This window comes from Candidatus Acididesulfobacter guangdongensis (genome assembly GCA_004195045.1).
Taxonomy (GTDB): Bacteria; SZUA-79; SZUA-79; order Acidulodesulfobacterales; family Acidulodesulfobacteraceae; genus Acididesulfobacter; species Acididesulfobacter guangdongensis.
In genome coordinates this window covers 91,199-113,414 of the sequence record SGBC01000004.1, presented here as the reverse complement: position 1 = coordinate 113,414, position 22,216 = coordinate 91,199, and the positions used below count along the sequence as shown (strand labels likewise).

18 protein-coding genes, 2 tRNA genes and 1 rRNA gene are annotated in these 22,216 nt (G+C 33.7%); 3 read left to right on the top strand and 18 right to left on the bottom strand.

Annotation, left to right across the window (positions count from 1 at the left end; all coding sequences use genetic code 11):
• Positions 1-9: 9 nt before the first annotated feature.
• The 16 genes from EVJ46_09075 to EVJ46_09000 all read right to left on the bottom strand — a co-directional run bounded on the left by EVJ46_09075 (position 10) and on the right by EVJ46_09000 (position 15,486).
• Positions 10-85 (bottom strand) — tRNA-Ala (locus EVJ46_09075).
• 24 nt (positions 86-109) lie between these two features.
• Positions 110-186 (bottom strand) — tRNA-Ile (locus EVJ46_09070).
• Between the two features lie 65 nt (positions 187-251).
• A 16S ribosomal RNA gene (locus EVJ46_09065) occupies positions 252-1,804 on the bottom strand.
• Positions 1,805-2,066: 262 nt separating this feature from the next.
• Positions 2,067-3,545: a tyrosine--tRNA ligase gene (locus EVJ46_09060; protein RZD15673.1), complete on the bottom strand. Its 1,479-nt coding sequence runs from the start codon at positions 3,543-3,545 to the stop codon at positions 2,067-2,069.
• Positions 3,546-3,652: 107 nt separating this feature from the next.
• Positions 3,653-4,444 (bottom strand): TIGR00282 family metallophosphoesterase, encoded by a 792-nt coding sequence (locus EVJ46_09055; GenBank protein RZD15672.1) that lies wholly within the window; start codon positions 4,442-4,444, stop codon positions 3,653-3,655.
• A 191-nt stretch (positions 4,445-4,635) separates the two neighbouring features.
• Complete coding sequence (gene rny, locus EVJ46_09050; GenBank protein ID RZD15671.1) at positions 4,636-6,189, bottom strand: ribonuclease Y; 1,554 nt, start codon at positions 6,187-6,189, stop codon at positions 4,636-4,638.
• A gap of 117 nt (positions 6,190-6,306) precedes the next feature.
• A complete protein-coding gene (locus EVJ46_09045) occupies positions 6,307-6,885 on the bottom strand; it encodes a 5-formyltetrahydrofolate cyclo-ligase (GenBank protein ID RZD15670.1) in 579 nt (192 codons plus the stop codon).
• Positions 6,886-7,567: 682 nt separating this feature from the next.
• A complete protein-coding gene (locus EVJ46_09040; GenBank protein ID RZD15669.1) occupies positions 7,568-7,852 on the bottom strand; it encodes a cell division protein ZapA in 285 nt (94 codons plus the stop codon).
• 25 nt (positions 7,853-7,877) lie between these two features.
• A complete protein-coding gene (locus EVJ46_09035) occupies positions 7,878-8,105 on the bottom strand; it encodes a hypothetical protein (GenBank protein ID RZD15668.1) in 228 nt (75 codons plus the stop codon).
• 181 nt (positions 8,106-8,286) lie between these two features.
• Positions 8,287-9,027, bottom strand: a complete 741-nt coding sequence (locus EVJ46_09030; GenBank protein RZD15821.1) for a hypothetical protein — start codon at positions 9,025-9,027, stop codon at positions 8,287-8,289.
• A 102-nt stretch (positions 9,028-9,129) separates the two neighbouring features.
• A complete protein-coding gene (locus tag EVJ46_09025; protein ID RZD15667.1) occupies positions 9,130-10,650 on the bottom strand; it encodes an FMN-binding glutamate synthase family protein in 1,521 nt (506 codons plus the stop codon).
• On the bottom strand, positions 10,647-11,810 hold the full coding sequence (locus tag EVJ46_09020) for a hypothetical protein (protein RZD15666.1): 1,164 nt from the start codon (positions 11,808-11,810) through the stop codon (positions 10,647-10,649). The genes EVJ46_09025 and EVJ46_09020 overlap by 4 nt, the downstream gene beginning before the upstream one ends.
• Positions 11,811-11,909: 99 nt before the next feature.
• A complete protein-coding gene (locus EVJ46_09015) occupies positions 11,910-13,235 on the bottom strand; it encodes a hypothetical protein (protein ID RZD15665.1) in 1,326 nt (441 codons plus the stop codon).
• A 204-nt stretch (positions 13,236-13,439) separates the two neighbouring features.
• Positions 13,440-13,997, bottom strand: coding sequence for a CDP-diacylglycerol--glycerol-3-phosphate 3-phosphatidyltransferase (gene pgsA / locus EVJ46_09010; protein ID RZD15664.1), 558 nt, complete (start codon positions 13,995-13,997; stop codon positions 13,440-13,442).
• A gap of 14 nt (positions 13,998-14,011) precedes the next feature.
• Positions 14,012-14,671: a lytic transglycosylase gene (locus EVJ46_09005; protein RZD15663.1), complete on the bottom strand. Its 660-nt coding sequence runs from the start codon at positions 14,669-14,671 to the stop codon at positions 14,012-14,014.
• An 83-nt stretch (positions 14,672-14,754) separates the two neighbouring features.
• Positions 14,755-15,486 carry a hypothetical protein gene (locus tag EVJ46_09000; protein ID RZD15662.1) on the bottom strand — a complete coding sequence of 244 codons (732 nt, stop codon included), beginning with the start codon at positions 15,484-15,486 and terminating at the stop codon, positions 14,755-14,757.
• A 356-nt stretch (positions 15,487-15,842) separates the two neighbouring features.
• On the opposite strand from EVJ46_09000, the gene rlmN reads away from it, so the two are divergent.
• Genes rlmN through EVJ46_08985 form a run of 3 tightly spaced genes read left to right on the top strand, consistent with a single transcriptional unit; the run spans position 15,843 to position 19,271 of the window.
• On the top strand, positions 15,843-16,922 hold the full coding sequence (rlmN, locus tag EVJ46_08995) for a 23S rRNA (adenine(2503)-C(2))-methyltransferase RlmN (GenBank protein RZD15661.1): 1,080 nt from the start codon (positions 15,843-15,845) through the stop codon (positions 16,920-16,922).
• Between the two features lie 54 nt (positions 16,923-16,976).
• Positions 16,977-18,362: a DUF4445 domain-containing protein gene (locus EVJ46_08990; protein ID RZD15660.1), complete on the top strand. Its 1,386-nt coding sequence runs from the start codon at positions 16,977-16,979 to the stop codon at positions 18,360-18,362.
• Between the two features lie 9 nt (positions 18,363-18,371).
• Positions 18,372-19,271 (top strand): diguanylate cyclase, encoded by a 900-nt coding sequence (locus EVJ46_08985; protein ID RZD15659.1) that lies wholly within the window; start codon positions 18,372-18,374, stop codon positions 19,269-19,271.
• 142 nt (positions 19,272-19,413) lie between these two features.
• Here the strand turns inward: EVJ46_08985 and selD are convergent, their stop codons facing one another.
• On the bottom strand, positions 19,414-20,406 hold the full coding sequence (gene selD, locus EVJ46_08980) for a selenide, water dikinase SelD (protein RZD15658.1): 993 nt from the start codon (positions 20,404-20,406) through the stop codon (positions 19,414-19,416).
• A gap of 91 nt (positions 20,407-20,497) precedes the next feature.
• On the bottom strand, positions 20,498-22,078 hold the full coding sequence (locus EVJ46_08975) for an MCE family protein (GenBank protein RZD15657.1): 1,581 nt from the start codon (positions 22,076-22,078) through the stop codon (positions 20,498-20,500).
• Positions 22,079-22,216: the final 138 nt, after the last annotated feature.

The following is a 22,216-nucleotide window of genomic DNA, read 5'->3' as shown; positions in this document are numbered from 1 at the left end:
CTTTTAAACTGGTGGAGGTGAACGGAATCGAACCGATGACTTCCTGCATGCAAAGCAGGCGCTCTGCCATCTGAGCTACACCCCCGATTCTTTACACGCCTTAAGCTATTGGTGGGCCTATCTGGACTCGAACCAGAGACCTCACGCTTATCAGGCGTGTGCTCTAACCACCTGAGCTATAGGCCCATAAGCCTACCGACCAGTATTTCAAAACTAAACAGCAGACACGTAGATTTTTTTATACTCCCTTAAAAGGAGGTGATCCAGCCGCAGGTTCCCCTACAGCTACCTTGTTACGACTTCACCCCAATTACCGGCAACACCTTAAGCGTTAGCCTCTCTTGCGAGTTAGCTTCACGATTTCTAGCATTGCAGACTTTCGTGGTGTGACGGGCGGTGTGTACAAGGCCCGGGAACGTATTCACCGCAGCATGCTGATCTGCGATTACTAGCGATTCCGACTTCATGAAGTCGAGTTGCAGACTTCAATCCGAACTGAGATTTGGTTTATGAGATTTGCTTGTTTTCGCAAACTTGCGTCTCTTTGTCCAAACCATTGTAGCACGTGTGTAGCCCTGGATATAAAGGCCATGAGGACTTGACGTCATCCCCACCTTCATCCGATTTATCACCGGCAGTTTCTCTAGAGTGCCCAACTGAATGATGGCAACTAAAGATAAGGGTTGCGCTCGTTGCGGGACTTAACCCAACATCTCACGACACGAGCTGACGACAGCCATGCAGCACCTGTCTCTCTGTTTCATTGCTGAAAAAGTTATATTTCTATAATTGTCAGAGGATGTCAAACCCAGGTAAGGTTCTTCGCGTTGCGTCGAATTAAACCACATGCTCCACCGCTTGTGCGGGCCCCCGTCAATTTCTTTGAGTTTTAATCTTGCGACCGTACTCCCCAGGCGGAACACTTAACGCGTTAGCTTGAGCACAGAAAGAATAATCTTCCTATACTTAGTGTTCATCGTTTACAGCGTGGACTACCAGGGTATCTAATCCTGTTTGCTCCCCACGCTTTCGCGCCTCAGCGTCAGTATCGTTCCAGAAAGCCGCCTTCGCCACCGGTGTTCTTCCTAATATCTACAAATTTCACCTCTACACTAGGAATTCCGCTTTCCCCTCCCGAACTCTAGTATAACAGTTTTAAGTGCACTTTCCGGGTTAAGCCCGAAGATTTCACACCTAACTTATTATACCGCCTACGCGCCCTTTACGCCCAGTAATTCCGAACAACGCTTGCACCCTCCGTATTACCGCGGCTGCTGGCACGGAGTTAGCCGGTGCTTCCTTTGATGGTACCGTCAGTCCGCTACTGTATTAGAGTAACGGGGTTTCTTCCCATCTGACAGAGCTTTACAACCCGAAGGCCTTCATCGCTCACGCGGCGTTGCTGCGTCAGGGTTTCCCCCATTGCGCAATATTCCCCACTGCTGCCTCCCGTAGGAGTCTGGACCGTGTTTCAGTTCCAGTGTGGCTGATCATCCTCTCAGACCAGCTAACCATCATTGCCTTGGTAGGCCATTACCCTACCAACTAGCTAATGGTTCATAAGCCCATTTATAAGCGATAGCATTGTAAAGAGGCCATCTTTGATATCACGGCTTATGCCGTGATATATTATTCGGTATTAGCAGTCCTTTCGAACTGTTATTCCCAACTTATAAGTAGGTTACCTATGTATTACTCACCCGGTCGCCACTTTACTCGTCCCTTGCGGGACTTTCACGTACGACTTGCATGTGTTAGGCACGCCGCCAGCGTTTGTTCTGAGCCAGAATCAAACTCTCAAAAACAAAACGTTTATTGACAAGAGTACTTAATGATTTGAATATTATTCAAAGACATTAAGCGCATCTTACATTTGACATTTTTTAATTTTATTGCATTTTTGTATGCTGTTTAGTTTTCAAAGACCGATCTTACGAATGGCTGTTTGGTGCTTTTAACTTACTTTCAATTGCGGTTTGAACCGTTTTTTGAACTGCCATGTTTCGAAGTGTTTTATAAGTATAGTATAAGGAAAAGATTATGTCAAGGGTTTTTTTAAGTTTTTTTTAACAATTTATCGTTATTTTGAATATTTTTTTCTTCCCTACTTTAATTACAAATTCGTTAATAAAATCAGGCAGTTTCAAAACGTCTGAATTTGCTCTGATTTCAATTTCATTTCCTTCAGGCGTTCTCTGATTTCCTGATTCATCTTTTTCGTTATTTTTTTTTGTGCGGTCTGTATTTATATATATATTATCTTGTGCTTTATTGTTAAACGAATTCTGAGAAATAATTTCTGTATCTTTCTTAATTTCATAGTTCTGTTTATTTAAATTATCTATCCTTATCTTAACAGCTCCCTGTTTTATCAATCTTTTAGCCTCACCGTTAGATGGTGCAGCATGTATATGCGTCAACAGGGATATTAAATTTATATGCAGATTTTTATTTCCGCTTAACACTTTTTCTTCAAAATTAACATCCGTTCCTGTTCTAACGACGCATTGTTTAATATCGACAGTTATTGTTTCTATATCTTCGGGATTTACCCTTTTTTGATGAGCTTCTTCGAAATACATTGAAGCCTTTTTTGCAGTTTCTGTGTCGTAAAACCGTTCAACCATTTCCGAAGCTAAATTCTTTTTTGCGAATAATGGGTTAAAACCGTTTTTCATATCCTTTTTTAATTTCTCTATTTCGTTCAACGACATAGCGCTTAATAATTCATAATATTTCATCATCATTTCATCTGATATAGACATGATTTTGCCAAACATATCATTGGGCTCATCAAATATTCCTATAGTATTGCCTAATGATTTGCTCATTTTATTAATTCCGTCAAGTCCCTCTAATAAAGGCATAGTTAATATTACCTGGGGGGAAAGTTTAAAACTTTTCATCAGCTCTCTTCCGACAACGAGATTAAACTTCTGGTCATTACCGCCTAATTCCAAATCTGCGTTTATAAATACTGAATCATACGCCTGCAGCAGCGGATATATAAATTCATGTACTGCTATAGGTCTATTTTCCGCAAATCTTTTCTCGAAATCGTCTTTTTCAAGCATTCTTGCGACGGTATAATTTGACGAAATTTTAATAAATTCTTCTAATTTTATATTTGACAGCCACCAGCTGTTAAATAATATTTTGGTCTTATTTTTATTTAATATTTTAAACGCCTGTTCTTTATATGTTTTAGAATTTTCGATAACTGTTTCTTTAGAAAGCGGTTTTCTTGTTTCCGATTTTCCTGTAGGATCGCCTATCATCGCAGTAAAATCACCGATAATAAAAAAAACTTCATGTCCGTAATCCTGAAATGTCTTTAATTTATTTAATAAAACAGTGTGTCCAAGGTGAATATCCGGAGAAGTAGGGTCAAAACCTGCTTTTATTTTAAGGGGAATATTGTTTAATATAGATAATTTTATTTTTTCATAAAGCTCTTCTTCTTTAATAAGTTCGACAGAACCGCGTTTAAACGCTTCGAGCTGTTCAATAATTAATGAATCTATATTTTTTTTGCCTTTATCCATTTTTATTTAATTTAATATGTATCTTTTAAATTTATTTAATATGTATCTTTATGAATTTAAATTAATAAATTTTAATTCTAATAGCAGATATAATATAAATTTATCTATTATATATCAATATTTATTTTTTCTATAGATTTACTCAATTTAGTATCGGCGTCCAACGTTATAAAAACTCCATTCAACATAATATTATTTTCTTCCGGTACAAACTTGGCAGGCATATTTGTTAAATATTTATTCACCGCTATATCTTTTTGAGTGCCGAGAATAGAATATCTTGAACCGACCATTCCTGCGTCGCTTATATATGCAGTACCTTTTGGCAAAATTATATTATCGTTAGTTTGCACATGGGTATGAGTGCCTATCAATGCAGAGATTTCGCCGTCCAGATAAAAACCGAGCGCTTCTTTTTCTGATGTCGCCTCTGCGTGGAAATCAATTATTATAGCGTCTGATTTATCTTTAATTTCTTCAATTATAGTTTTAGCGGCAACAAAAGGCGAATCTATCAATTCTTTCATAAACACCCTGCCTTCAAGATTTATTACGCATATTCTATTGCCTGTTTTTGATGAAAATATTCCGTATCCGGCGCCTGGCACTCCTGCGGGATAATTAGCAGGTCTGAGCAGTCTTCTTTCTGTCGGCAGATATTCTATTATCTGTTTCTGATCCCAGATATGATTTCCTGAAGTAATTACGTCTATTCCTAAACTTAATAAAAATTGTGCTATTTTAGGACTGATACCCATACCGTGTGCGGCATTTTCACCGTTTGCAATAATAAAATCCGGCTGATAGCGTTCAATTAAACGGTTTAATGAATTCTGCACGCCAATTCTACCCGGTTTTCCTATAATATCGCCTATAAATAATATTTTTTCTATACGCATTTAAAATATAAAGTAAGTAAATATATAATATATAAAGTAAATTATTTATATATATCATACAACATATAATATAATATAATTATAAAGGAAATTATCGTTGCGCTGCCAGTGACAATATAAATAACAAAAATAAAGTTTAACAGGAAACTTTTTTATCAATAATTATCAATAGTTATTTGAATTATCGATAGTTATTTGGCAAATTCCGTTGCCCTTGTCTCTCTTATAACCGATACTTTTATCTGTCCGGGATATTGCAGATTTGACTCTATTTTTTTAGCTATATCTTTAGCAAGCATGACTGAATCGTCATCGGAAACATTCTGGCTTTGAACGATAACTCTGACTTCTCTGCCAGCCTGAATAACGTAGCTTTTTGCAACACCTTCAAAAGAGTTTGAAATAGCTTCTAAATTTTCGAGTCTTTTGACGTATGTTTCAAACATTTCTTTTCTGACGCCTGGTCTCGCAGCGCTTAATGCATCGGCGGCAGAAACTAAAATTGCTATAACACTGTTTGGCTCTTCATCGTAATGATGAGCTGCTATTGCATGAACAACCTTTGGGGATTCTCCGTATTTTTTTGCAATTTCAGCGCCTATTATTGCATGAGAGCCCTCTACCTCATGGTCAACAGCTTTTCCTATATCGTGCAGTAATCCTGCTCTTTTTGCCTGTTTAACATTTACTCCAAGCTCGGAAGCCATTATTCCGCATAAAAAAGCTACTTCAATAGAATGATTATAGACGTTCTGAGAATAACTTGTTCTGTATTTTAACCTGCCAAGCAATTTTAATATTTCAGGATGAATACCATGAACTCCTACATCAAATGTAGCCTGCTCCCCGGCTTCTTTCATAGCCATATTAAGTTCTTCTTCAACCTTCGCAACAACTTCTTCAATTCTTGCAGGATGTATTCTTCCGTCGGCTATTAATTTTTCGAGCGACAATCTTGCAATTTCCCTTTTTACCGGATTAAATGATGAAAGAACAACAGCTTCCGGTGTTTCGTCTATTATAAAATCAACACCTGTTGCCGCTTCTAGCGCTCTGATATTGCGACCTTCCCTGCCTATTATTCTTCCTTTAATATCATCGCTCGGAAGCGGAACGGAAGATATAGTCTTTTCAACAACATAATCTCCCGCATATCTTTGAATTGCCGTCGCTATAATTTCTTTAGCTTTTTTATCACTGATTTCTTTAGTTTCATCTTCTATTTTTCTAACTGATTTAGCAGCTTCATGCTTTGCTTCCTCAATAATTGAATTAATTAATTCATTTTTAGCCTCAGTCGCCGTCAAACCTGATATTCTTTCAAGTTCCAAAGTTTTTTCATGAAAAACGGATTCAATCTTCTTTTCTTTGTCAGAAATAGATTTTTCTGTTTGTATTAAAACTTTTTCTCTTCGTAAAATATCTATCTCTTTTTTTTCAATAATATCGATTCTCTTATCCAAATTGTCTTCTTTTGCGGCAATTCTTTTTTCTAACCTTATTAATTCTTGATTTTTTTGTTTAATATCTTCATCTGCGGCTTCTTTTAATTTTATAATTTCGGCTTTAGTATTTAATAAAGCATCCTTTTTTATTTCTTCTGCTTTTTTTTCTGCATCAATAATAATATCTTTCGCTCTGAGCTGACCTTTTTTTAACGAAATATTTTCAATTGTTTTATTTACAAAAAATCCGCCTATAAAAAAAATTATCGAACTAATTATAATTATAATAACTTCTGCCATTATATTATTTTCTCCTTATTATTTCATTGAAAGTAGCAATCTAGTTTAAAAAATTAAATAATTTACATAATTAAACATAATAATAATAATAATACTTTTATAATATTTTTTACATCCTTAAATATTGTCGGAACAATTAATAACCCCTTTTTCGCATATCAAATAATGCATTTTAATATCATTTTGTGTAATTTCAATTTCATTTTTATTATAAATTTGAAAATTGTAGCATACGCCTACAAAAATAGAATTTTTTTTAGAATCAGCCAAAACTTTATCGTAACATCCTTTTCCATAGCCTATTCTGTTGCCTGTCCTGTCAAATGCGAGACCTGGGACAAAAAAAGCATCGATACTGTTAATATCAGTTTCTTTATTGCATCTTGGGGACAATATTCCGTAATTATCTTTAACAAGGGTCTCCGTATCTTTAAATTTATAAAAACAAATATCGGAATCTTTTTTACAATACGGTAAATTTATCTTTATATTTTCATATTTGGCTTTATCAACGGCAAATTCGATTTTCACTTCATTTTTTATGCTCATATAAAAAGCAACTGATTTAACAGCCCTTTGCTTTATAAAAGATTGAATATAATCAGAAACTATATTGCTGCAATAGATAATTTCTTCATTCTTTAAGTTCAATCTTTTATTTAACATCTCCTTCCTTACGGCAATTTTAGAATACATAATGAATGAAAATATATCAAATATAATTTTAACTAAATTAATACGAATTATTTTATTTAGGCGTTTTAAATTTTATTTATCTTAAAATCAATTTTCTAATTATTTATTTAATTATAATTATAATTATAATTATAATTATACTTAAAGCGCACATGATAGAAATTAAACAGAACTATACAGCGTAAAAATCTGTCAAATACAGAAAACCTTAAGGCAGCAAAACGGCGTCTTTCTAAATTTCAATTGATGATTTTTGTAAAGGAATAACAGAAAAAAGGATAATGCGTATAAAAGGACTTAACAAAATCCCCCGCATGTGCCGAACAGACGATAAAATTGGACCTATTTAAATAAGGTGGTAATCATATAATAATCATCGTTAAGAATCAAATAATTAAATTTGCTTCTATCGAGAGAATTAGGGACGATCCCATTCTATCCAACTGTTGGGTCAATTTTAATAATCTAATCGAACACCGCAGGGTTAAAATAACATATGTATATATATTTATTAAGATAAACTAGTTAAAGCAAGCTGCAAAGCCGCCTTATTCACACTGCTATTCAAAACTGTCGAAACATTTAACGTATATAATATATATTAAATAAATTATTTCAAATACTATAAAACTTTACTATATATTTTTTTGATTTAAATTTTACTTTACCGTATTTTAATAATTTAGCCGTTAGACGAGTTTGCAATATATTTATAAATATTGTTTACTTTTTCTAACACTCTTGTACTTTCTGTGTTAGTTTCCAATTGTGTAGAGAGATAATCGTCGGCGATATTGAGAGCCGTCAAAACAGCGATATTTAAAGAATCGACAGATTTAGTCTTTTTAGAAACCTCATCTGCTTTATTATTTACATACGCAGCAAGCTCTTCTAAATATTTCTTAGGTTTATCGCTATTTATTAAATATTTTTGATTTAGTATTTTGAGTTCAACAGCATCGTTCATATGTTATTTATAAAAAACTATAAAACTAGTTTAAATTAATATTTTCCAAATTGTATATAATATCATCAATTTTTTTTATAGCTATATCATTGTCTGTCTCAATTTCATTTATTTTATTATTTAGCTGATTAATTTCCTCATCTTTGATTTTTACCTCCGTTAATAATCTATCGCGTTCATTTTTTATTTTTTCAAATGCATCTTTTAAAAGGACAATTTTTTCTTCAATTAAATTTAAATTTTTAATATCCATTTTTTGCAATCCTGTAAATAAATTATTCATATACAATATTTTAAATTTGCGTTATTTTTAATTTATTTTTTTTCTTAGCCGAATTAAATTATAAAATCAACTTTCTTAGTCTTCATCACTGCTATATGTAGATGTTATCATATAAAGTTATAATTTAAAACAAAATTATTAACCAACAATATTAAAAAGCCGCAGAAGTATATAAATGAGCATACGGTCTAGCGCTTGACGGAACTATTTTATAAAAAGGACCTCTGATTAAATCTTCAAGCTGCAAATTAAAATCTTTAGCATATTCTAATAAATATTTTTTTAAAAAGGACATATCACTGTCATTTGCTTCTAAAAATTCCACTTCTTTTGAGTATTTTGAAAAATCTATTTTTTGTTTCAGATAAATGGCGCCTCCGTGCATGCCGACTCCAAAATATTCTCCAACAGACTCTTCAGAATTATCAAGCCCTAAAAGAACCATTACCCCGCCTGCCATATATTCGCCAAAAAAACTGCCTACTTTTCCGCCTATAATTATAACCGGAATTTGTTCATTATAGCCTTTCATATGAATACCTATACGATAGCCGGCATTGCCCCTGATATAAATCCTTCCGCCTCTCATACCATATCCTATCACATCTCCCGCATCTCCGTTTACCGTTATTTTGCCCGCGTTCATAGTGTTGCCGATATTATCCTGAACATTATTATTGACAATAATTGAAGGTCCATCCATAAATACGCCTAGATCATTTCCCGGAACTCCATTAACCGTAATGGTAATATCGTCTCCTTTAATACCGTCTCCTATATAGTACTGACCATTTATATTTTCAAGAAAAACATTCTTAACCCCGGATAAAATACTTTCTCTGATGATTTTATTTAATTCTTTGTAATGCATATCTTTCGCGTCTATTACAATAGTACCGCCCGCAATCACACTGCCTGTTTTTGTATTGCCGTCCGTAGTCATCTAATCACCGAATTATTCAAAAATGTTAAATATTATACAATTATAGTTTTTTCACATACCTGCATGTTTAATGCCCAGGGCTTTTAGTTCTGAATCAGTCAATTCAATTCCTCTAAGTCTCTCTTTAGAACCTCTTAAACTTTCAATGGAATTTACACCCATAGCTCCAAGAACTTCTTTCATTTCATGGCTCCATGCATTTATCAAATTATAAAGTTTTTCTCCATATTCTTCAGGGTCAAGCCTTCTTGTTAATTCCGGTCTTTGAGTTGTTATCCCCCAGCTGCAGTTCCCTGTATGACATTTCCCGCAAACATGGCATCCCATTGTAATAAGGGCAGCGGTTCCTATTGCAACGGCATCCGCGCCCAGTGCTATGGCTTTTACGGCATCCGCGCTTGACCTGATACTTCCCGCCGCTATCAAAGAAGCCTCATTTCTTATTCCTTCTTCCCGTAATCTCTGGTCTACCTGAGCAAGAGCAATTTCTATAGGTATGCCTACATTATCTCTGACTATTGTCGGTGCTGCTCCGGTTCCGCCGGTAAATCCGTCAATATAAACTATATCTGCTCCGGCGCGTACGACACCGCTAACGATAGCAGCAATATTATGAACCGCAGCGACTTTAACCGAGACAGGCTTTTCATAATTAATAGCCTCTTTTATAGCATAAATCAGCTGCCTTAAATCTTCTATAGAATAAATGTCATGATGCGGGGCAGGGGATATTGCGTCTGTGCCTGCAGGTATCATTCTTGTTCTTGATATATCCGCCCCTATCTTTTCCCCAGGCAGATGACCGCCTATGCCCGGTTTTGCACCCTGACCTATTTTTATTTCAACAGCCACACCGCTGTTTAAATAATCTCTATTAACGCCAAATCTTCCTGAAGCAACCTGAACAATGATATTTTTACCAAAAGGAACCAGCTCGTCGTGTAGTCCGCCTTCTCCAATATTCATAACTATTCCTAACGCTCTCGCAGCTAACGCCATAGCTTTTTGAGCGTTCAAAGATATAGAACCGTAAGACATGGGAGCAAATATAAAAGGGGTTGCCAGTTCTATTTGAGGAGGCATTTTATTTTTTAAAACAGGTTGACCGTTTTCGTTAAAATCCAATTCTATCTTAGAAGGCTTTTTGCCTAAAAAAGTTTTAAGTTCCATAGGCTCGCGCAGCGGATCTATCGGAGGATTTGTAACTTGACAGGCATCTAATAAAATATGGTCAAAATACTTTTTGTATTTTAATGGAGTTCCCATTCCAGATATGGCAATTCCTCCAGACTCAGATTGTCTCCATATATTTTTAATATGATAGTCCTGCCAATTTCCATTTTCACGCATAACGGTCGGATTTTTCAGTATCGATATAGCTCCCTCTGGACAATAAGTATAGCACCTTCCGCATGCAACACACTTGGAATGGTCTGCTATAATTTTATCTCCGCCGAAACTATATGTTCCCCATCCGCAATTTTGAATACATCTTTTGCATCTTATGCATTTTGCGTGATCTATAACAGCTAAATATTCAGATTGTACATTTGTAAACGATGATTTTGTCATGAAATAATCAACCTTTGTTTTTGAGATATATTTTCAGTATTTATAGCGGTTTTTACATTGGTTTTTACAGTTTTTATTATAATAGGTTCGCCTGCTTTAGGAGACCATACAACATCAGGAGAAGAACAAATTTCACGGATCGACGATTCCTCTGAAGCTATATATGTAAAATCACCTTTAGTTCCTGCAACAAGCGGTCTTAATTTTATTCTGTCGTTTAATGCGACCATTCCGTCAGGATAACCGAATATTATGGCAAAAGGTCCGTTAAGAAGCGCACTGCCGTATATCTGTCTCAATGCAGTATACAGTTCTTTTTGTTCAGGCTCCATTTTGTCAATTGTCTGATAAAAAGGGGCGGCTAAAACATTCATTGCCATCTCTACTGGAAGTCCATGTTTTCTGATAAGCAAATCTAAAATATATGCTATAACTTCCGTATCGGTTTTCAAAGCCAAATTGTATTTAAACATTTCAAGATATCTTTTGTTAATACCGTAAGAAGATATTTCGCCGTTATGAACAATTGACCAATCCAGCAGCGTAAATGGATGCGCTCCGCCCCACCACCCCGGAGTATTGGTAGGAAATCTGTTATGAGCCGTCCACATATATCCTTCTACATTATCAAGCATATAAAAATCGGCTATATCTTCAGGATATCCGACGCCTTTGAACGCTCCCATATTTTTTCCGCTTGAGAATACATAAGCTCCGTCGTAATCAGAATTGATAAGCATAACACTTTTGACTACAAAATCATCATCTTTCAGTTCACTGAAAAGTCTATCTTCGCGGTCGCTTTTAGGTTTCATAAAATATCTGTGAAGGATAGGATGGTCATTGATTTTAGAAGTCTTAAAAATCGGAATGGGTTCCTGTTTTTCAATTATGAAATTATTTTTAAAATACTCTTCGACAGTTTCCTTAGCGGCAAGGTCATCGTACATAACATGAAAAGCATAAAGCTCTGAATATTCCGGATAGCAGCCGTAAACTGCAAATCCGCCGCCGAGACCGTTTCCTCTGTCGTGTTCAAGAGCTATCGCTTTCTTAATATCTTCACCGTTAGTTCTTATTTTTTTTATATTTATAATGCCGCATAAGCCGCACCCTGCTGTATCATGCTCTATTGAAAAATTATTTTTTAATCTAAGCAATTTTTTATCCTCGAAACAATTATTTGAATAAAATATAATAATTATATTTAATTTTAATTATATACATATGTTAGCATATATATGCGTTTTATACAATGTCTATAAAATGTTTTCGTCTAAAATTTTTTTAAAATCCTCGGCAATATTTTTTTTAACAGGGGGAAGCCCTAATTTTTTTCTTGCTCCTTCTTGAGGATCGCCGAGTCTTAACGTTTTAAAAAATAATTCTTCCGCTTTTTTTACCGTAGGCGGATTTACCTGATTTTTTATGGCAATATTTTTTAAAGTAGTCAGAACGGTTTCCCAGCTATAATTTTGCGGACATAATTCGGAACACGTATGGCACTCTAAACATTCCCAGACAATCTTGGAACACATAGCGCGTTCAACATCATTGTCTAATATCATTTTAATTATTAGCGGAGGGTCATAGGACGCAAAATTCAGCGACATAGGACAATCATTTCTGCAAGCTTGGCAATTGTAGCACCTGACCAAAGACTCTTTATCGAACATTAGCGAATAGTCTTTAAATATCTTTGATAAATTAAATTTATCAATAAATTTTTTTGCTTTTACTTTATGCATTGCAATAAGTTCTTCGGTACCTTCTATGCCAAAGGCAAGGCACATGAGTTCTTCCAATGTTATAACCGGAATATCGTATTTTGAACCCTCTTTTATAAGCATAAATTGATTCGTATCAAATTGAGTAAAGCAAGACGGGCATACGGTCGTCAGGGCATCAACCGATGCTTCTTTGATAGCGTCCATTTTAATTCTTGTCATAACTAAAGCCTTGTCGTGTTCATCTACTCTGTCTAAAGACTGACCGCAGCACATCATTTTATTATTGTAATTTACTACAGTCGCTCCAAGCGCTTTTAAAATATTATCGTATTTTACAGGATCGAACGGACTGTCAAAATTGATAACATGGGAAGGTCTGACAAGATGGCATCCGTAATGAATTGCAATTTTCAAACCTCTTAGGGGATATTTTACATTAGCTTTAATTCTATTAACGCCGACCTCATCATGAAGATACTCTATTAAATGGGAGACGGAAGACGAACCTGAAAAATTTAAACCTATTTTATCAAGTTTTTTATTAATATCTTTCTGATAATCGGGGTCAGATATAACTTTTGCTCTTGCCTGTTTAAGATTGGAATAGCATCCTGTGCAAACAGATAAAATATTGACATTTTCATTTTCTGCAAGAGCGATATTTCTGATAGCCGTCAAATCAAATAAGGTTTCATCTATATTTTTGACTAAGGATTTTTCAGGACAGCATGTAAAAGAATCTATGTCTTTATATTTAATTTCTAATTTATCTAATACTAAACGCGTAGCTTTCTCCATAAAAGGAAATTTTGCCTGAATAGTGCATCCCCAAAAAAAAACATTTTCTTTACTCATGGTTTTATATAATTATTTTCAGTTATCTCAGTTAATTAAATTGGCATTATGATTTATAGTCATTATATTATAATATATTTTGTTATATTTTAACATACAAAATTAACAAATAAAAATTATACAAAGCTCAAATATATAAAACTAACCTGCATATGATGACTTTCATTATCAATCGTATTATTGCATTATTACATGTGAATAATTTTAAGTTAAAATAACACCCGATACGTTCTTAAAATATTTATAGAAGGAATAAACAGATAATAATATGCTTAATAAAATTAACCAGTATCCTACAACTCCAAAATTGATATGAAAATGTGAATAGTATACAAGCAAAAATAAGATGCCAAACATTTGAAAGGTCGTTTTCCATTTGCCGATTTTGCCGGCAGGTATGACCAATCCCTTTTCGCCTGCAATTGCTCTTAAGCCTGTAACAAATATTTCCCTTATTATTATTACGGCGACCATCCATGCCGGAATTCTATGCAAAGGTATAAGCATAATAAGTATAGTAACAACCAATATTTTATCTGCAATAGGGTCGAGAAAAATACCGAAAGTCGTAATAATATTTCTTTTCCTTGCAATATATCCATCTATAAAATCTGTTCCCATAGCCAGAATAAAAAGCAAAGCGGCATATAATTCATAAATCTCATTATTGAAAAACAGCAATACAAAAATAATCGGCACGATTAATATCCTGCCCATAGTCAAAATGTTGGGCAAATTATAAATATTATTATTTTTATTCATTATTTTACCCAATTTTACTTATTTTTTTTATACCTGTTATAATAATCCACAACCTCTTTGACATAATTCTGCGTCTGTGAGTACGGCGGTATTCCTCCGTATTGCTTAACCGCATTTTTGCCTGCATTGTACGCTGCAAGAGCCAAGGACATATTTCCGTTATATTTGACAAGAAGGCTCTTTAAGTACTTTGTTCCCGCAAAAATATTCTGTGCCGGATTGAAAGGGTTGGACACATTTAGCATTCTTTGAGTTGCCGGCATAAGCTGCATAAGTCCTTCAGCACCTTTATCGGATACAGCAGATTTTTTATATCCGGATTCCGCCCTCACAACTGCCGAGATGAGGCGGCTGTTTACACCATACCTCTTTGCAGCTTTTTGAATCAATTTTCTATATTTTAATATCTTATATGACTTATTTTTATATTTAGACGCTGTGCGCATAAAAACCTTATAGCCGTTTGAAACCGGTACGTTAGAAAAATATACGGTTCCGTTTTTTCCCCGCCTCATATAAATATTTGCTTCTGCATTATTTAGATAAATAAGTTGCAATACTATCATTGAAATCAGCAACGCAGCCGCAAAAACACCCGCAATAGCGGCAGCATCGGTATTTGCAGTTTTAAGTCGCTTTATTTCGTTGAATAATTTATTATAAGAAATTTTCATAAATTTTTACCATTAATGCTTTCTTTTAAAATGACGTTTATAGCAGGATTATTAACAATATAAACTTTTCTTGCTAATTTAGTCTAAATGCTTTCTTTTAAAATGGCGTTCATAGCTGCAGCAGCTACTGCGCTGCCGCCCAAATTTCCGGCATTGCTTACGGACGAAAAAAAAGCATCTTTCATAAGAATTCTTTTAGATTCGTCTGCGCCGACAAATCCCACAGGCATACCTATTATAAGCTTCGGCTTATAGCCGAGAGATTTAAATAATATTTTACATGTCTTCATCGTTTCCAATAAAGCCGTAGGGGCATTTCCGATGATTATGAAATCCGGTAAATTTTCAATAACGGCAATTCTTATAGAATAAGCCGATTTTGTAATTGCATGAAAATCAGCCGTATTGCAAAATTCCGATTGTAAATTATAAATCGACATTAAATTATCAAATTTTTCATTTAATTCTTTGCTGCTTAAATCTATATAGCAATTAGTCTCCGTAATAACTTTTTTATTAACGGTGCTGCTTATTCCGGCTCTTGTCATCTTGCTGTCGCAAACTATTTTTATAGATTTATCTGAGCCGGATTGCTGTTTTATAAAATTAACGGAGTCGGCAATTGAATTTTTAGTAAAAGAAACAGTCTTCGAATAAGCAATATCGCTTGAAGCGTGTATCATTCTTTTTATTATGTTTTTTTCAAATTCAGAATAATTATTATTAAAAAATTCATTATCCGCAAGCAATGAATTTATTATTGAAATGCTTTCATTGTAAATATCCGTTCCTAAATTAGAATTTGTCATATCCATGATATTTATGCTCTTTAATTTATTGTATTTCTTTATGATATATATTATTATTGAGTATTATTTATTATAAATATTATAGTTATTGTAATATGCAATGTAACGCTAATAAATATTTTTGCTATATTTATCTGTTTATTATAAAAAATTATTCGCGAATTTTCAATAATACCTTAATCCTGCAATAGAAAGTTATCTTTTGCTTAACCTAGCAAAGAACTGCATAAATATTTTCCATTGCAGAATTAAGGTAATAATATAAGTTGTGTTGTTTCGCATATAAATTATATAATATTAAAATAAACTAAACAAATAAAATAATTCAAAAATTTTAAATCCGGATAACAATAATAATTTTTATGACTAATAAAAATTCTATTTTTTGCCTTTCATTAGAAGAATTAGAAGCTTTTTGCATAAAAAATTCTGCAAAAAAATTTAATGCGTTCCAAATTATGAAATGGATTTACAGTGCTAAAGTCTATGATTTTAATAATATGACAAACATTTCAAAAACTCTGAGAGCGAGCCTCGACTATCATTTTAATTTTACAATGCCGGAGATTACAGCTAATTTTAGAGAAGACGCAGCCGACGGCAATTATTCAATAAAATATCTTATAAAACTTAACGACGGTTCTGCCATCGAATCAGTATTCATTGATTACGGCAAAAGAAAAACATTATGCGTTTCATCTCAGGCAGGATGTAAAATGCTATGCGATTTTTGCAGCACCGGCAACTCCGGTTTTCAAAGAAATTTAACTTCAGGAGAGATAATCTCTCAAATTTTACTGATAGAAAACGAATGCAAAACTAAAATTACTAATATAGTATTTATGGGTATGGGCGAACCTTTAGATAATCTGTCTGAAGTAAAAAAAGCTCTTGAAATTATTTCAGATCCTAACTTTATAGGGGTAGCGCGAAGAAAGATTACAATTTCAACATGCGGCATAATAGATAAACTAATCGAGATTAAAGATTTAAAATATAAAATTGCCATATCTCTAAACGCTTCAAATAATTATTCAAGAAGCCAGATTATGCCTATTAATAAAAAATATCCCATAGAAGACATTGCAAAGTTTATAAGCAGCGGGAAATACTTCGGGCACAATAAAATAACCTTAGAATATGTTTTATTAAAAGATTTTAATGATTCAATAAATAATGCAAAAGAACTGATAAAATTATTTTTTCCGCAAAATGTCAAATTTAATCTAATTCCGTTTAATAAATTTGATATTGAAAATACAGACCTCGCAAAAACTTCCTGCGGCACGCCGACAAAAAATAATTACGAAAGAACAAGCGAAACTGCCTATAATAATTTTCAGGATAAACTGATGAAAGCCGGATTTATAGTAACGATAAGACATTCTAAGGCTCAAAGTATTTACGGCGGGTGCGGGCAGTTAAAAGTTAATTTGCTATAATATTTACAATATATTATAATATGATTTTTAAAACAAATAGGTATTATATTATATATGTCATCAAAAAAATATTCCGCAGCGATAGATTTGGGAACTACAACAATCGCGGCTGCTTTAATAGACAAAAAAACCAATAACGTAATTCTGGAGAAAAGTTCTACCAATCTTCAGTATCCAGACTTTGGATTAGATTCCGTAAAACGGATACAGAACGGTCTTGACAAACAATCCGTTAAAAAATTGCAGGAAAAAGCTTTCTTAACAATTGGCAATCTTTTAAATTATTTTATAAAAGAACTATGTATTTACCCGGAAGATATAACTGAAATTGCCCTTGCGGGCAATACTGCGATGGAATTAGCTTTTTGCGGAGAACCTTTATCTGATCTCGCAAAACCGCCTTACAGACCTTCTTTCGACATATCGTTCCCAAAAAAAACAAATGAAATAGGTTTGTCTCTATATATAGATATAGGCACTGAGAACTTAACCACGGATTCAAACCATTCAGACGCAGCAATCAATATTTCATCCGATTGTTTTGGCAAAACTAATCTTAGCAATGGCAAAAACAAAGGTACATTAGACAGCGATTTATTCATTTTTCCTATTTTAGACGGATTTGTCGGAGGCGATACGGTATCATCTATTTATTATTTAGATCTGACAAATAGAGACAGACCCGCTTTCATAGCGGATTTTGGAACAAATGTAGAAATAGCAATAGGTAACAAAAATAAAATTTTTACAACATCGGCGCCTGCCGGACCTGCCTTTGAAGGAGGAAATATAAAACACGGAATGCTGGCGCAAGGTTCTGCTATTTCTTCTATTGAACTGAAAAACGGTCTGTTTAATTTCGAGACGATTAACGGCTCTAAAATTCCGGAAGGAATTTGCGGAAGCGGCATAATTGATTTAATGGCTTCCTTGCTCCGTGAAAAAATCATAGATAAAAACGGCAGAATTATGCCTCAAGAACTTATTGATTCAGAAAGCTATTCGGTAGTAAACAGCGGAGTAGATAATGTAGAAAATGAAGTCGTTATCTACAGAAACAGCAAAACAGATATCAGATTTTATCAAGATGACGTCAGGCAGTTTCAATTTGCTAAATCTGCCGTAAAATCTGCGGCTGAAATACTGCTAAATAAATATAAAATCGATGTTGAAGATGACTTCGATGTTTATATATCGGGTTCTTTCGGTAATTATATCAAAAATGAAAATATAGATATTATAGATATTTTTCCTTTCAAAAATAAAAAAATAAATTATATTTTCGACAGTTCCCTCGAAGGATGTAAAAAATATTTAATTACTGCTAATTCAGTAAGGACACTGGATATATCAAAAATTACAGCAATTTCAAAAAACTTTCCGCTGTCTGGAAGCAAACTTTTTGAAAAATTATTTATTAAAAATTTATTATGGGAATAATATAATAATATGCAGATAAAAATATTTGAAGACGAAAGATTAAATACAGAATTTTTTCCGGGCTTAAATTTCGTCAAAGTATTTTCGTCATATAATAAACCGCTGGCAGTTAAAGATATAAAAGGCGACATAATTTATATGAACGAACAGGCTAAAGCGCTTAGACTTTCGACTAATGACGACATTTGCATATCTTTTAATGAAGAATTGCCTGAAGAAATAAAAAAACTTAATACATCCGGTTTGCTGTCAATCAATAAAATTATTAATACAATATCGGTCAATAAAATTCCTCAAAAAAAATACTTTCAAATTGAAACCATAACGCTTTTTAATAATTTTGGATTATTTAACGGCACATTAGTTATTTTTTTTGATATGACAAAAATAGCTGAAAACATTATTAAATTATCTGAAATGAATAACTGCAAAGCATATGACGAATTAACCGGTTTCTTGCTAAAAGAACAGTTTGATGAAATCGCAGAAAAAGAAGCTGAAAGATGCAAACGGTACGGCGTGACTTTTTCCGTAGTATGTTTCAGTTTTGAAAATTTAGTATTAATCGGACAGTCTTATGGACAGGAAAAACTTAATAAACTGATTAGATACTATGGAATGTTTTTAAATCAGAAGTTCAGAAAAACAGATTATCTGTTCAAATTTAATTTTAATGATTTTTATGCAATATTAACCCATACCGGTTTAGATGTTGCATTAACAAAATTCGAAAAAATAAAAAAATCAATATCGGAAGCGGTAAAATTTAACGGACCGCTGCAGCCTGTGCTATATTACGGAATTTCCGAATTTGATATTAAAAGACATTTTAAAAATTGGAATCTTCTTATAGACGAAGCAAAATTAGAATTTGAGAAAAACAAAACATTCAGTTTTAAAAAATTTTAGAAAACTTATAGGAAAAGGTGTCAGATTTTATTTTTTTGCATATAGAGCAGTTCAATCAACAAAGAAAATATTTGCAAAAAAAATTAATCTGACACCTTTTCCGAGTAGATAACTTTCTATTGCAGGATTAAAGTACGTAATATTATCTGACTAAATTAATAGTATTTACATTATCTTTATCTTTTATATCTAATACTTTATTTAATATTTTTCCAACCCTGTATAGCGGTTCTCCGGCATTTTTAAATAAATTTTCAAGAACGGCAGCTTGTTCGCTGGATACGCAGATTAAAAGTCCGCCCGATGTTTCAGCGCCAAAAGCAGCCCAGACAAGATTTTCATCAACATTTTCTTCAATATTTACATATTGAGAAAAGAATTTTCTATTCCGTTTGGTGCCTGCGGGATTAATTCCTTTCTGTATTAATTCTAAACTTCCGCTGATTAAAGGAAGGTTTTCAAGATTTAATTCGCAAGAAACACCGCCGGCTATCATCATTTCAGACGTATGCCCTACAAGACCGAATCCTGTAATATCGGTCATGGCATGCACCGCCTTTTTTAAAGAAATAACCAATTCTGATGCTGTTTTATTTAATTTAGTCATAGAACAAACAGCTTCATCTAAAACAGACTGTTTTAACAAATCGGTGCATAACGCGCTGACTATAAACCCCGTTCCTAATTTTTTGGAAAGATATAAAATATCGCCGGACTCAGCCCCTTTATTGGAATATATCTCATCTATTCCGCACATACCTGTAACGCTAAGACCATATTTCAGCTCTTTATCGTCAATAGAATGTCCGCCGAGGAGCGCTGCGCCGGATTCATTTATTTTATCTAATCCTCCAAGCAATATTTCTCTAAAAACATCTTTTTCGACATTTGCTATAGGAAAGCATGCAATGTTTAAAACAGTTATAGGCTGTCCTCCCATAGCGTAAACATCAGATAAAGCATTAGCCGCGGCTATTTGTCCAAAAGCGTAAGGCTCATCCACTACAGGCGTAAAAAAATCTACGGTCTGAATAAGACACCTGTCATCCGATATTTTGTATATACCGGCATCGTCTTTGTAATCAAAACCTACAAGAACATTGTCATTAGGCAGAACAGGCAATTTATCAATTATTGAAGATAGGTCCTCCGGACCTAATTTGCACCCTCAGCCGTGAGCAGATGTCATAGAGGTTAATTTATATTTTTTGTTTGTCATATATTTATTACGGCATCTTGCTGCCGGCTAGTAAATATTCTAAATCTTTATCGGTAAATTTGATACCGCCGCCTACGAATAGCGACCTATTGTTGTTTTTACTAAAAATATCATCATACCCCGTATCTACAAAAAGATGACGTAAAAATGTATAACTCACGCCTGCATTAACGTATGCTTCTGCAGAGCCGTTATTAGAATTGAATCCGAATGCTCTTGCGTATAATTTTAAATTTCTATTTGTATATGGAATATAGTAGTTAACGCCGACTCCTCCGGTTGAATACATAAGTCCCGCCAAAAAAGTCCAGTTATAAAAATTTTTCGCAATTTCTGCATTAAATTTAAGACTATTAGAATTTGAATATTGAGTGGTGTTTGTTGTGACGCTTGAAGGATAAAACTCACCCGACGGCGGATTATTGGTAGTATATGTTGTAGTCTGGGTTTCTCCGTATGAATTGCCGTAATTGACAGGCGTCGAATCTACACCGAGAACATAATAATGACCAGGAGAAGGCTGAAGTCTCACATTGACTTCTGTGACCGAACCGTTTGAACGGTCTAAATATTGAGAATTTATATTCATTCCAACCTTAAAACTATTAAAACCCCCTACTAAATTATTAATGCCTTTAAGCGAACCGTTAAGATTATTATATACGGAGCTTCTATTTACAAGTTTGCCTAAAGTTCCTCTGCCTTTATTTATCTTTGACGATATACCGTATATTTGATTTAAAGACAATTGAAGCTGTTTTGTGTCTTTCCTGATATGCAGCAGGCTTCTATTGATATTAGACTTATTTTTAGTTAAAATATCGCTTAAATTTGCCGACACAATTTTGATGTTATCGGTGATAGAAGGAAGCTCCTGTCTTAAATTATCGGATATTGCCTTAAAATTATGAATTGTTTTTGTCAACGCCCTGTCGTTTTCGACGGTTAATCCATTAATATTGCGGGAAAAACCGGCAAAATTAGTCATTATCACATTAAAGTTCTTCTGATTTAAATATACTAATCTGTTTAAATTATCTGAAAGTTCTGCAATATTAGCCAATATTGCTTTTATTTTATGTTCGCCCGTTTTAGTGCCGATTGATTTTTTCAGCGATTTTGTAACGGCATCAAGATTATCAGCAGTTTTTGCAAATTTTAAAATCAAGGAAGACATATTTTCAGGCGATTTATAGCTTTTAATTATTTCATTTTCAGGCACCGGTTTTGACGATAAAGCCTGTATAGTATTAGCAGGAGCAATAGATATATAGCTCTCTCCCAATAAACTCATAGACCTTATCGAAGCGGTATAATCAGGATAAATTTTATATTTGGAATTTATTTCCATATAAACACGCGCCTGACCGTTTTCGAGTTTAATCTTTTTGACCGTTCCAACTTTTATTCCTGCCATTTCAACGTTAGTTCCGGTGCTTATGCCGTTTGCAGACGCAAAATACGCGGAAATAATATATGTAGGGGGTTTGAAAAGGTTAATCTTACCGACTTTCATAGAAAAGAAAACAAGTATTATCAGAATTGCGACGGTAAAAAGACCAACTTTAGTTTCTTTATTTAGTTTCATGATATATCATTAGTAAAAAATAATAAAAAAAAGATTCAATTTATTCGATATCGGTTATTTTTGACACATTTTGCTATAAACTAAACAAAATTACATCGTATATACTGAAACTTAATACAAACATACTCAATTTTTGCT